Source organism: Burkholderia sp. AU38729 (assembly GCF_020419725.1).
Lineage (GTDB): Bacteria > Pseudomonadota > Gammaproteobacteria > Burkholderiales > Burkholderiaceae > Burkholderia.
Window position 1 is genome coordinate 30,658 of sequence record NZ_JAIZQO010000010.1, and the last position, 12,899, is coordinate 43,556.

Annotated in this window: 11 protein-coding genes and 1 tRNA gene; 3 read left to right on the plus strand and 9 right to left on the minus strand. The window is 66.0% G+C overall.

What is annotated here, in order from left to right:
* Positions 1–16: 16 nt before the first annotated feature.
* The 7 genes from LGM56_RS25180 to LGM56_RS25210 form a co-directional block, all read right to left on the minus strand.
* A tRNA-Leu gene (locus LGM56_RS25180) sits at positions 17–101 on the minus strand.
* Positions 102–213: 112 nt separating this feature from the next.
* Positions 214–576, minus strand: a complete 363-nt coding sequence (gene secG, locus LGM56_RS25185) for a preprotein translocase subunit SecG (RefSeq protein WP_226207069.1) — start codon at positions 574–576, stop codon at positions 214–216.
* 72 nt (positions 577–648) lie between these two features.
* Entirely contained in the window at positions 649–1,404 is a 756-nt protein-coding gene (gene tpiA / locus LGM56_RS25190) for a triose-phosphate isomerase (RefSeq protein ID WP_089495329.1), read from the minus strand.
* A gap of 141 nt (positions 1,405–1,545) precedes the next feature.
* Positions 1,546–2,565 carry an NAD(P)H-quinone oxidoreductase gene (locus LGM56_RS25195; protein WP_089495330.1) on the minus strand — a complete coding sequence of 340 codons (1,020 nt, stop codon included), beginning with the start codon at positions 2,563–2,565 and terminating at the stop codon, positions 1,546–1,548.
* Positions 2,566–2,717: 152 nt separating this feature from the next.
* A complete protein-coding gene (pnp, locus tag LGM56_RS25200; RefSeq protein WP_124582744.1) occupies positions 2,718–4,865 on the minus strand; it encodes a polyribonucleotide nucleotidyltransferase in 2,148 nt (715 codons plus the stop codon).
* Positions 4,866–5,155: 290 nt separating this feature from the next.
* Positions 5,156–5,425, minus strand: coding sequence for a 30S ribosomal protein S15 (rpsO, locus tag LGM56_RS25205; RefSeq protein WP_006398792.1), 270 nt, complete (start codon positions 5,423–5,425; stop codon positions 5,156–5,158).
* A 107-nt stretch (positions 5,426–5,532) separates the two neighbouring features.
* Positions 5,533–6,792 carry a branched-chain amino acid ABC transporter substrate-binding protein gene (locus LGM56_RS25210; protein ID WP_089495331.1) on the minus strand — a complete coding sequence of 420 codons (1,260 nt, stop codon included), beginning with the start codon at positions 6,790–6,792 and terminating at the stop codon, positions 5,533–5,535.
* A gap of 169 nt (positions 6,793–6,961) precedes the next feature.
* On the opposite strand from LGM56_RS25210, the gene LGM56_RS25215 reads away from it, so the two are divergent.
* The 3 genes from LGM56_RS25215 to LGM56_RS25225 all read left to right on the plus strand — a co-directional run bounded on the left by LGM56_RS25215 (position 6,962) and on the right by LGM56_RS25225 (position 10,086).
* Complete coding sequence (locus tag LGM56_RS25215) at positions 6,962–7,474, plus strand: hypothetical protein (RefSeq protein ID WP_069248473.1); 513 nt, start codon at positions 6,962–6,964, stop codon at positions 7,472–7,474.
* Positions 7,475–7,856: 382 nt separating this feature from the next.
* Positions 7,857–8,498 (plus strand): carbonic anhydrase, encoded by a 642-nt coding sequence (locus tag LGM56_RS25220; protein WP_226207070.1) that lies wholly within the window; start codon positions 7,857–7,859, stop codon positions 8,496–8,498.
* A gap of 37 nt (positions 8,499–8,535) precedes the next feature.
* Positions 8,536–10,086 carry a SulP family inorganic anion transporter gene (locus tag LGM56_RS25225; RefSeq protein ID WP_089495333.1) on the plus strand — a complete coding sequence of 517 codons (1,551 nt, stop codon included), beginning with the start codon at positions 8,536–8,538 and terminating at the stop codon, positions 10,084–10,086.
* A 72-nt stretch (positions 10,087–10,158) separates the two neighbouring features.
* On the opposite strand, the gene LGM56_RS25230 is transcribed toward LGM56_RS25225, so the two are convergent.
* Positions 10,159–11,703 (minus strand): 2-isopropylmalate synthase, encoded by a 1,545-nt coding sequence (locus tag LGM56_RS25230; protein ID WP_226207071.1) that lies wholly within the window; start codon positions 11,701–11,703, stop codon positions 10,159–10,161.
* A gap of 319 nt (positions 11,704–12,022) precedes the next feature.
* Positions 12,023–12,895: a CDP-diacylglycerol--serine O-phosphatidyltransferase gene (gene pssA / locus LGM56_RS25235; RefSeq protein ID WP_069248477.1), complete on the minus strand. Its 873-nt coding sequence runs from the start codon at positions 12,893–12,895 to the stop codon at positions 12,023–12,025.
* Positions 12,896–12,899: the final 4 nt, after the last annotated feature.

Here is a 12,899-nt window from a genome sequence, read left to right on the forward strand (position 1 = left end):
TGGCATTGAGTAACTTTGGTGCCGACGGCGAGACTCGAACTCGCACAGCTTTCGCCACTACCCCCTCAAGATAGCGTGTCTACCAATTTCACCACGTCGGCACTGCATGCAACCGGGGTTGTAACTACTTGTTTCCCGCGAATCGCTTCAAGAATTAAATTCTAACCCGACTTCGAGATTTGTTCAACGCACAATCGCAAAAAATTTAACTTTTTATTTCGGGACGTCCTGGCCCGGCGCGCTTGCAGCCGAACCTGCGGCAGCGGATGCCGCGACGGCCGGCGCCGATGCCGGTGCGGTCGCGACCCCACCCAGCACGCCCGCCGACGGCGTCGACTTGTACGAACCGAGGTACGTCAGCGCGAGCGTCGCGACGAAGAAGATCGTCGCGAGAATGCCCGTCGTACGCGACAGGAAGTTCGCCGAGCCCGTTGCACCAAACAGGCTGCCCGACGCGCCGCTGCCGAATGCAGCGCCCATGTCGGCACCCTTGCCGTGCTGCAACAGCACGAGACCAATCACACCCAGTGCAGACAGCACCTGCACCACAATAATCAGCGTCTTGAATAACAGCATCACACCCACCCGAATGGATCAGGCGACCGGACCGACCGGCCGCCGTCATGGTTCAATTCGATCTCGGACCGCTCAGCGCGCGGCCCGGCAGATCGCCAGGAAATCTTCCGCCTTCAGCGACGCGCCGCCGATCAGGCCACCGTCGATGTCCGGCTGCGCAAACAGCTCTTCCGCGTTGTCCGGCTTCACGCTGCCGCCGTACAGCACGGACACGTCCGCCGCACCCTTTGCCGCGAGACGCGCACGCAGGAACGCGTGCACGTCCTGCGCCTGCGCCGACGTCGCGCTCTTGCCCGTGCCGATCGCCCAGACCGGCTCGTACGCGACGACGATGCGCGCAGCCTCGTCGGCCGTCAGCACGGCCAGCACTGCGTCGAGCTGCGCGCCGACCACCTGCTCGGTCGCGCCCGACTCACGCTCGTCGAGCGTCTCGCCGACGCACACGACCGGCGTGAGCCCCGCCGCGAGCGCGCGCTGCGTCTTCGCCGCGACCGTCTCGTTGCGTTCGCCGTGATACGCGCGGCGCTCCGAGTGACCGACGATCGCATAGCGTGCGCCGAACTCTGCGACCATCGCAGCCGCGACTTCACCGGTGAACGCGCCCTGCTCGTGCGCCGACACGTCCTGCGCGCCCCAGGCAACACGGCCGCCGTCGAGCTGCGCCTGAACCTGCGCGAGATACGGGAACGGCACGCACACGCCGACCGACGTTTCGGCCGCCACCGCGCCCGCGCCCTGCACCACTTCGTTCAGCAACCCCTGGTTGCCGGCCAGCCGGCCGTGCATCTTCCAGTTGCCGATCACACGCTTAGTTCTCTGTTTCGACATCGTGTCTGTCTCGTCACCGCTTGGTCATTAACGCGCCGGAAACCGGCCGTCAGGTTTGATCTGGCGAAGCAAACCGGCGATTTTACTGCGCGCGGCTTGAACCGGTCAAACCGCGCATGTCAAGCCCGGCCGCATGGGCCGTCAGGCGTTCGTACCCCAATCGAGCACGATCTTGCCGGTGTGCTCGCTGCTTTCCATCAGCGCATGCGCCTGCGCGGCGTCCGCCGCCGGCAATACGCGATAGATCACCGGCTTGATGCGGCCGTCGGCGAGCAGCGGCCACACGCGCGCCTTCAATTGCGCGGCGATCTGCGCCTTGAATTCGACCGGACGCGGGCGCAGCGTCGAACCCGTGATGGTCAGCCGGCGACGCAGGATCTCGCCCAGGTTGACGTCGGCCTTCGCGCCGCCGAGCAGCGCGATCAGCACGAGGCGGCCCCCATCCGCGAGCGCGGACAGTTCGCGCGGCACGTACGAGCCCGCCACCATGTCGAGGATCACGTCGACACCGCGGTCGTGCGTCAGCGACTTCACGACCTCGACGAAGTCTTCCGTCTTGTAATTGATCGCACGCTCCGCGCCGAGCGCCTCGCACGCGCGGCACTTGTCGGCAGTACCGGCCGTCGCGAACACGCGAAAGCCGAGCGCATGCGCGATCTGGATCGCCGTCACGCCGATGCCGCTCGAGCCGCCCTGCACGAGCAGCGTTTCCTGCTCGCCGCCCTCGCCCGCGCCGAGCTGCGCGCGGTCGAATACGTTGCTCCACACCGTGAAAAACGTTTCGGGCAGCGACGCGGCCTCGATATCGGTGAGCCCGTCGGGCACCGGCAGGCATTGCGGCAGCGGCGCGACCGCATATTCCGCATAGCCGCCGCCCGCGAGCAGCGCGCACACGCGATCGCCGAGCTTCAGGCCGAACGGGTTCTGAGCAGCGTCGGACAGGTCGCCGCCGACGATCTCGCCCGCGACCTCGAGGCCCGGCAGATCCGACGCACCCGGCGGCGGCGCATAGGCGCCCTTGCGCTGGAACACGTCGGGCCGGTTCACGCCGGAAGCCGCCACCTTGATCAGCACTTCGCCGCGCTTCGGTTCGGGGCGCGGACGCTCCGCAAGCTTCAGCACGTCGGGGGCGCCGAACTCGGTGATTTCGATGGCTTTCATGGTGAGGGTCGCTCCAGGATCAGGATCGGAATCGGATGGTGCGCCCGCACGCGGCACGGGCGCCTTGCCGGCGCTGCTGCGCCGCACAACGATGCTACAGAAAAAACGGCCGGCACGCTTTCGCACTGCCGGCCGTTGGTCCGCCTATCCGCTTACTGCTGCGGCGGCGTGTCCGATTGCGACGCCGCCGCTGCTTCGTTCAGCAGCGCCTTTGCCGACAGACGCACACGACCCTTTTCGTCCGTCTGGATGACCTTGACCTTCACTTGCTGGCCTTCCTTCAGGTAGTCGTTGATGTCCTTCACACGCTCGTTGACGATTTCCGAGATGTGCAGCAGGCCATCCTTGCCCGGCAGCAGGTTCACGATCGCGCCGAAATCGAGCAGCTTCAGAACCGTGCCTTCGTACACCTGGCCCACTTCGATCTCGGCCGTGATTTGCTCGATACGCTTCTTCGCTTCGGCCATGCCGTCGCTGTTCGTGCTCGCGATCGTCACGACGCCGTCGTCGGAGATGTCGATGGTCGTGCCGGTTTCTTCCGTCAGCGCGCGGATCACCGAACCGCCCTTGCCGATCACGTCGCGGATCTTTTCCGGGTTGATCTTGATCGTGATCATGCGCGGCGCGAATTCCGACAATTGCGTGTTCGCACCCGAAACCGCCGACGTCATCTTGCCGAGGATGTGCATGCGGCCTTCCTTCGCCTGCGCGAGCGCGACCTGCATGATTTCCTTCGTGATGCCCTGGATCTTGATGTCCATCTGCAGTGCCGTCACGCCTTGTTCCGTGCCGGCCACCTTGAAGTCCATGTCGCCGAGGTGATCTTCGTCGCCGAGGATGTCGGTCAGCACCGCGAACTTGTTGCCTTCGAGGATCAGGCCCATCGCGATACCCGCGACGTGCGCCTTCATCGGCACGCCGGCGTCCATCAGCGCGAGGCAGCCGCCGCACACCGATGCCATCGACGACGAACCGTTCGATTCGGTGATTTCCGACACGACGCGGATCGAGTAGCCGAATTCGTCGGCGCTCGGCAGGCACTTGACCAGTGCGCGCTTCGCGAGGCGGCCGTGGCCGATTTCGCGGCGCTTCGGCGAGCCGACGCGGCCCGTTTCGCCGGTCGCGAACGGGGGCATGTTGTAGTGGAGCATGAAGCGCTCGCGGTACTCGCCTTCGAGCGCGTCGATGATCTGCTCGTCACCCTTCGTGCCGAGCGTCGCGACGACCAGCGCCTGCGTCTCGCCGCGCGTGAACAGCGCCGAGCCGTGGGTACGCGGCAGCACGCCGGTGCGGATTTCGATCGGGCGCACGGTGCGCGTGTCGCGGCCGTCGATGCGCGGCTCGCCATTCAGGATCTGCGAACGGACGATCTTGGCTTCGATGTCGAACAGCACGTTGCCGACCGTTGCCTTGTCGGCTGCGACCGTACCGGCTGCCTGCGCATCTTCCTCGAGCTTCGCCGAGGTTGCCGCGTAGACTTCCTTCAGCTTGGTCGAGCGTGCCTGCTTGTCGCGGAGCTGGTAAGCAGCGAGCAGGTCGTTCTGTGCCAGCTCGGTCACGCGTGCGATCAGCGCTTCGTTCTTCGGCGCCGGCTGCCAGTCCCATTCGGGCTTGCCGCCTTCGCGGACCAGTTCGTGGATCGCGTCGATCGCGACCTGCATTTGCTCGTGGCCGAACACCACGGCGCCCAGCATCACGTCTTCCGACAGCTGATCGGCTTCCGATTCGACCATCAGCACGGCACGCTCCGTACCTGCGACGACGAGGTCGAGGCTCGACGCCTTGATCTGGTCACGCGTCGGGTTCAGCACGTATGCGTTGTCGATGTACGCCACGCGTGCGGCACCGACCGGGCCGTTGAACGGCAGGCCCGACACGGCGAGCGCAGCCGATGCGCCGATCAGCGCGGGGATGTCCGCCGGGATTTCCGGGTTCACGGACAGCACGTGGATCACGACCTGGACTTCGTTGTAGAAGCCTTCCGGGAACAGCGGGCGCAGCGGACGGTCGATCAGGCGCGACGTCAGCGTCTCGTGCTCCGACGGACGGCCTTCGCGACGGAAGAAGCCGCCCGGGATCTTGCCGGCCGAGTAGGTCTTTTCGAGGTAGTCGACGGTCAGCGGGAAGAAATCCTGACCCGGCTTCGCCGACTTCGCGCCGACGACGGTTGCCAGCACGACGGTGTCTTCGACGTCGACGATCACGGCGCCGCTTGCCTGGCGGGCGACTTCACCGGTTTCGAGGCGCACCTTGTGCTGGCCCCACTGGAATTCCTTCACGACCTTGTTGAACATGGACATGGTTGCTCCTTTGAATTCATGCATTTCATTCGCCGCGCCGGCCATCCCGCGCGGCGGCGTCCCGACCGAATCACCCGGAGCAAGGTGTGTTTTTTATGCCATTCCAGCGCGGCGCTCGCGCAGCGACGCGCTGGAATGACACAAATCCTGCCCCGGTATCAGTCGTTGCGGCAGCCCGGCACAACCGTGCCGGACAGCCTGCGGTGCGTGTGACGCTACGCACCGCGCAAAAACAAAATGCCTGTATCAGCGGACTGACACAGGCATCTTGCTGGCGGCAATCGCCTCGATTACTTACGCAGACCCAGCTTCTCGATCAGTGCGCGGTAACGGTCGGCATCCTTGCCCTTGAGGTAGTCGAGCAGCTTGCGGCGGCGGCTCACCATGCGCAGCAGACCGCGGCGGCTGTGGTGATCCTTCGCGTGGGTCTTGAAGTGACCCGTCAGTTCGACGATACGCGCGGTCAGCAGTGCGACCTGGACTTCGGGGCTCCCCGTGTCGTTGGTACCGCGGGCGAACTGAGCAACAACTTCCGACTTCTTGATATCTGCAACAGACATGTGATTTCCTTTCTAACTGAACAGGCGGACACGGAAGAATGGCCGTGCCGTGACTTACAACCGGCGCGCATTGTAGCACAACTCCGCGCCGTTCTTACCGCCTCCTGTCACGGGCGCGTCATCGAACAGGCGGACGGCATCTCCGTGCGCGGCGCCGGCACCGCGAGCACCGTCCGGAAACCGTAGCCCGAGCCCTCGTTGTCGAAGCGCACGCCCGGCGTGCCGACCTTATCCATCTCCATCACGTAAAGGGGCTGGATCAGCTGGTGATCCTGCGCGCGCATCTTCGATGCGTGGAAGCCGTCGTCGAACGACAGGCCCTCGAGCGCGCGTGCGACCGCGACGGGGTCGGCCGACCCCGCGCGATTCATCGCGGCGGCCAGCATCTCGATCATCAGGCTCATCCGTCGCACCGGATAGTCGTCCTGGGCGGCCGGAAAACGGCTCCGGAACGCGCGGTAAAACGCATCCGATTTCGCGCCGCCCGCGTTCGGGTGCCAGTCCGCCACGGCCACGACCCGTCCGACACCGGCATCGCCGAGCGCCGCCGGCGCGCCGAGGCTGTTGCCGTAGAAGGTATAGAACTTCGCATTCAGCCCCTGCTCGCGTGCCGCCTTCACGAGCAGCGTGAGGTCGTTGCCCCAGTTGCCGGTCACGACGGCGTCGGCGCCGCTCGCGCGGATCTTCGCGATGTACGGCGAGAAATCCTTGATCCGGCCGATCGGGTGGAATTCGTCGCCGGCGATCGTCACCTCCGGACGCCGCGTGGCCAGCGCCTGTCGGGCGAGCGCGCTGACGTCGCGGCCGAAGCTGTAGTCCTGGTTGAGCAGATAGACTTTGCGGAGCGCGCGGTCGCGCGCCATCACGTCCGCGAGCGCGGCCATCCGCATGCCCGCGTGCGCATCGAAACGGAAATGCCAGAAACTGCAGCGCGCACCGGTCAGCGCCGGATCGTCGGCCGAATAGTTGAGGAACAGCATCCGGTTGTCCGGATCGCGCGCGTTCAGCTTGTCGAGCGCCGCGACGAGCGCGGCGGCGACGGCCGAACTGTTGCCTTGCGTGACGAACCCGATATGGCGGTCCGCGGCCGCGCGCAACTGCACGAGCGCCTCCTCGGGGCTCCCTTTGCTGTCGAGCACCACCAGTTCGAGCGGATGCGCACCGTCGCGCAGCTTCACGCCGCCCGCCGCGTTGACCTGCTCGACGCCGAAGCGCAGGTTGCGTTCGACCGCCGCACCCGCATTCGCGAACGGGCCCGACATCCCTTCGATCAGCGCGATCCGCACCGGCTCGCCGCCGGCAAACGCCGACGACACCAGCATCCATCCCGCGCTCAACGCGAGCGCACAACGCTTCCACCCCTGCATCGGCCACCTGCCCTTCAATCTGCCCGAGAAGCGCGGATCATAGGCCAGCGCCCACGCCGCCCGCAAGCGCGACGCGCCCGGCGATCCGCACCGATTTTTTCCGCGCGATGCGCCGTCGCACGCCGTCCGTGATAAAACGGGACTTGTTTCCGTGTTCTGGAGAATCCCCATGCGCATTCGCATTTCCGCGCGCCTGCCGGTGCTGGTCGCCAGCGCCGCCGCGCTGCTGGCCGGTTGCGCGCAACCGTGGCAGCAATACCAGGCCGGCCAGGACGAGTCGGCGATCGTCGCACGCATGGGCCCGCCGCGCGAAATCTACGACCTGCCCGGCGGCGGCAAGCGCCTGATGTGGCCGACCCAGCCGATGGGCGAAATCACCATCGCGGCCGACGTCGACGCGGCCCACAAGATCGTCAACGTGCGCCAGGTCCTGCAGCCGAACGAGTTCTATCGCGCAGAAATCGGCAAGTGGACGAAGACCGACGTCCTCGTGAACTTCGGACGCCCCGTCGAGACGTCCTACTTCCCGCTGATGAAGCGCGAGGTGTGGACTTACCGGTATCTCGAGGACAACGTCTGGTACATGATGTACAGCTTCTACTTCGATCCGCAGGGCATCCTGCGCATCACGCAGAAAACGCCCGACCCGCTGCACGACCCCGACCGCCGCAACCTGTTCTGACCGATTACGCATTTACGCGCAATTTTCAGCATGGCCATTCACGAATCATTGCGTGAATGGCCATTTCCTTTTTTCCGCTTCCCGATTAATTCGGAAAATACGACGGAAATCTTTTCCGATCGATGACATTCCGATGGCACCTCGCTGACATCCCCGTCATGCGGGCCTTTGCGCGGAAACAGGCATGCGCAGCGCATGTCATGCGGCGAATTGGTGCACGCCATGCACTACGCCAAATCAATTTGAAACAAATTGTTTCAGCACCCCCGAAGTGCTAGGGCATACCCCTAATATCAGTCGAAAACCAACCTTTCAATTTAGAAAGAATGCCATTGCGACATTTTTGCCGATATTCGTTTGCCTTTATCAAAAAGGAGTCCTCATGAATCGCCCCAAGAGCATGCTGGTTGCCAACATCGCCTGGGCCCGCGAAACGCGTGAATACACGCCCGGCTTCTTCGACGCGCTCGCGCGCGGCCAGAATCCGCGCGTGCTGTGGATCGGCTGCGCCGACAGCCGCGTGCCGGCCGAGACCATCACGCACTGCGCGCCCGGCGAGTTGTTCGTCCATCGCAACATCGCGAACCTGTTCCATCCCGACGACGACAATTCCGCCAGCGTCCTCGAGTACGCGGTGCGCGTGCTGCAGGTCGACCACGTGATCGTGTGCGGGCACTACGGATGCGGCGGCGTACGCGCGTCGCTGCTGCCGCCGCCGTCCGACCTGCCGCACGTCGCGCGCCGCATCGCGCCGCTCTGCGCGCTCGCGCGACGCCATCGCGACACGCTGGACGGGCTCGACGACGCGGCCGCCGCCGACCGCCTCGCCGAACTCAACGTGCTCGAACAGGTGAGGCTGCTGCGCGCGTCCCCGATCGTGCAGGGCCGCGAACGACCGCCGCTCGTGCACGGCTGGATCTTTTCGCTCGCCGACGGCCGCCTGCAGGAACTCGATTCCGGCTACACCACGTCGCCCGCCGACGTCGAACCCGTGCAGGCCGCGACGGCCGGCGCGCTCGGCTGACCTACCCCGCCCCCAAGCCAATGAAATCGCCCCAACCATGAAACTGAACGAGCGCCTGTCCACCCTGCCGCGCGACATCGTCGCCGGCGTCGTCGTGTTCCTCGTCGCGCTGCCGCTGTGTCTCGGCATCGCCAATGCATCCGGCGTCGAACCGTTCGCCGGGCTCGTGTCCGGGATCGTCGGCGGCATCGTCGTCGCGCTGCTGAGCGGCTCGTCGCTGTCCGTCAGCGGGCCGGCCGCCGGTCTCGTCGTGATCGTCGTCGAAGGGATCGCGCAACTCGGCAGCTTCTCCGCGTTCCTGCTCGCGGTGCTGCTGTCCGGCGTGCTGCAATTCGGGTTCGGCATGCTGCGCGCCGGCCGCTTCGCCGCCTATGTGCCGTCGCCCGTCATCAAGGGCATGCTCGCCGCGATCGGCCTGCTGCTGATCGTGAAGCAGATTCCGTTCGCCTTCGGTATCGGCGGCTCGGCGGCGCAATCGTTTGCGAACTGGCCGGGCCTGCCGGTCGCGTGGGCCGCGACGGCCACCGCGCTCGCCTCGCTCGCGCTGCTGGTCGCGTGGGACACGCCCGCGCTGCGCCGCTTCGCGCTGGTGCGCGCGGTGCCGGCCCCGCTTGCGGTGGTCGTGCTGGGGATCGGCGCCACGCTCGTGTTGAGCGTCGTCGCGCCGTCCGTTGCGCCGGGCGCCGCCCATCGCGTGACGCTGCCCGAACTCGGATCGTTCGCGGCCTTTGCGGCATCGCTCAAGCATGCGGAGCTCGGCCCGAACTTCGCGCAGCTCGTCAATCCTGACGTGTGGCGGGTTGCGATCACGCTCGCGGTCGTCGCAAGCCTCGAGACGCTGCTGAGCCTCGAAGCGGTCGAGCAGATCGACCCGAAGCGCCGGCCGACCCAGCCCGACCGTGAGCTCAAGGCCCAGGGCGTGGGCAATCTCGTCGCGGGCGCGGTCGGCGGATTGCCGATCACGTCGGTGATCGTGCGCAGCTCGGTGAACGTCAATGCGGGCGCGCAAAGCCGGATGTCGGCGATCGTGCACGGGATGCTGCTGCTCGCGAGCGTGTTCGCGCTCACCGGCCTGATCAACCTGATCCCGCTCGCGAGCCTGGCCGCGATCCTGATCCACACCGGCTTCAAGCTCGCGAAACCGGCGCTGTTCCGCTCGGTGATGAAACAGGGGCCGGCCGCATTCGTGCCGTTCGCCGCGACGATCGCCGGCGTGCTCGCGGTCGACCTGCTGTTCGGCATCGCGCTCGGCCTCGCCTGCAGCGTGCTGGCGGTCGCCGTCGCGAACCTGAAGAGCCCCGTCACGCTCGCGCAGCACGACGACCACTTCCTGCTGTCGTTCCGCAAGGACGTGTCGTTTCTCGGCAAGGTGCAGGTCAAGCATCACCTGCGGCACATTCCCGACCGGGCCGCGGTGATCATCGACGCGACGCGTGCCGACTACATCGATCACGACGTGCTCGAACTGCTCGACGCGTTCGTCGCCGATGCACCGCGACGCGGCATCGCGGTCGAGTTCCGGCGGCGCAGCCCGGCGCCGCGCACGGCCGCGCGCCGCTGGCTGTTCCGCGCGCCGGCCGCCGAATGACCGGCGCATGAAAAAACGCCCCGGCGGCACGGGGCCGCACGGGGCGTTTCGCTGACGCGCAGCGCGCCACGCTTATGAGCGCTGCGGATTGACCTTGTCGTCCTTCGAATGCAGCTTGTTCAGTGCGGAGATGTATGCCTTCGCGGATGCGGCGACGATGTCCGGATCGGTGCCGACGCCGTTGACGATCCGCCCGCTCTTCGACAGCCGGACGGTCACTTCGCCCTGCGCCTGCGTGCCGGTCGTGATCGCGTTCACCGAATACAGCAGCAGCTCGGACCCGCTGCCGACTTCGCCCTCGATCGCATTGAACGTCGCGTCGACCGGGCCGTTGCCGCGCGCTTCACCGGTCACTTCCTTGCCTTCGACCGCGAACACGATTTTCGCCTGCGGTTGCTCGCCCGTCTCCGAACGCTGCGACAGCGACACGAACTTGAAGTGCTCCTGCTCGTGCGCGAGCGCCGACTCCTCGGACACGATCGCGATGATGTCTTCGTCGAAGATCTCGGCCTTGCGATCGGCCAGATCCTTGAAGCGCATGAACGCGGCATTGAGTTCGCTCTCGCTGTCGAGCGCCACGCCGAGCTCCTGCAGGCGCTGCTTGAACGCGTTGCGGCCCGACAGCTTGCCGAGCACGATCTTGTTCGCGGTCCAGCCCACGTCTTCCGCGCGCATGATCTCGTAGGTGTCGCGCGCCTTCAGCACGCCGTCCTGGTGAATGCCCGACGCATGCGCGAACGCGTTCGCGCCGACCACCGCCTTGTTCGGCTGCACGACGAAGCCGGTGATCTGCGACACGAGCTTCGATGTCGGTACGATCTGCGTCGTGTCGATGCCGACGTCGAGGCCGAAGTAGTCCTTGCGGGTCTTCACGGCCATCACGATTTCTTCGAGCGACGTGTTGCCCGCGCGCTCGCCGAGGCCGTTGATCGTGCACTCGATCTGGCGCGCACCGCCGATCTTCACGCCGGCGAGCGAGTTCGCCACCGCCATCCCGAGATCGTTGTGGCAATGCACCGAGAAGATCGCCTTGTCCGAGTTCGGAATGCGCTCCCGCAGCGTCTTCACGAGGTTGCCGTACAGCTCCGGCACGCCGTAGCCGACCGTGTCCGCAATGTTGATCGTCGTCGCGCCTTCCGCGATCACGGCTTCCAGCACGCGGCACAGGAAGTCGAGATCCGAGCGGCTGCCGTCTTCCGGCGAGAATTCGACGTTGTCGGTGAACTTGCGCGCGAAACGCACCGCGAGACGCGCCTGCTCGAACACCTGGTCGGGCGTCATCCGCAGCTTCTTCTCCATGTGCAGCGGCGACGTCGCGATGAACGTGTGGATCCGCGCGCTGTTGGCCGGCTTCAGCGCGTCAGCGGCGCGCTGGATGTCCTTGTCGTTGGCGCGCGCCAGCGAGCAGATCGTGCTGTCCTTCACGAGACCGGCGATCGTGTGGATCGCGTCGAAATCGCCGTTCGAGCTGGCCGCGAAGCCGGCCTCGATCACGTCGACCTTCATCCTCTCGAGGTGCTTCGCGATGCGGATTTTCTCTTCCTTCGTCATCGACGCACCGGGCGATTGTTCGCCGTCACGCAACGTCGTATCGAAAATGATCAGCTTGTCTGTCATGGGGGGCTCCAGGGCTCTTTATACGGAAGTCAAACGTAACGAGATCGCGCCACCGCTGGCGACGCTCGACAACAGACGAAGCTTGACGGGGGGCGAGAACGGTCAGCGCGGCAGGCGCGCCGAAGCTGGCGCGCGTAGCGGCGCACCGGCTAGAAGGAGGGAGAGGCGGGAAAATGCAGTCATGCCAAAGACTATAGCGGCATTCCGTTGGGTGCGCAATCGGACGGCACCCGGGGTTTCCGGCCGCACGGGCCGAACCAGGGACAAATGAAAACGGCGACCCTGGGGCCGCCGTTTCCGGGCAAAGCATGCGCGTGCGTCAGTGATCGCGCTGCGACGAGCGCGCCGGATTCGCGCGCCCGCGGATGGCCATGTAGCCCCAGAACACGTAACCGGACAGCCCGTACAGCACGAACAGGCAGAACAGCATCAGCGGCGGATCGGACGACACCAGCACGAACGCGACGACAACCAGCAGGATCGCCGCGAACGGCACGCGGTGCCGCACGTCGAGCGCCTTGCCGCTGTAGAACGGCGCGTTCGACACCATCGTCACGCCCGCGTAGATCGTCAGCACGAACGCGACCCACGGCAGCCAGCCGAGCTTCATCGGCACGCGGTTGTCGGTGGCAAGCCACACGAAGCCCGCGATCAGTGCGGCCGCGGCCGGGCTCGGCAACCCCTGGAAGAAGCGCTTGTCGACGACGCCGATGTTCGTATTGAAGCGCGCAAGGCGCAGCGCGGCGCCCGAGCAGTACACGAACGCGGCGAGCCAGCCCCAGCGGCCGAGATCCTTCAGCACCCACTCGTACATCACGAGCGCGGGCGCGACGCCGAACGACACCATGTCCGACAGGCTGTCGAACTGCTCGCCGAACGCGCTCTGCGTATGCGTCATGCGTGCCACGCGCCCGTCCATCCCGTCGAGCACCATGGCGACGAAAATCGCGATCGCGGCGATCTCGAAGCGCACGTTCATCGCCTGCACGACCGCGAAGAAGCCGCAGAACAGCGCGGCGGTCGTGAATGCGTTCGGCAGCAGGTAGATGCCGCGCGTCTTCAGGAACCGCTGGCGCGCGGCGCGGCGGCTCTCGATGGGCACCGGATCCTGTGCCATCACCTTGTTGCGCCGGAACGGGCGTGGCGTCTGGCCGGCGCCGTTGCGCGGCCGACGCGGTTTGAATGCGGCCATGGTG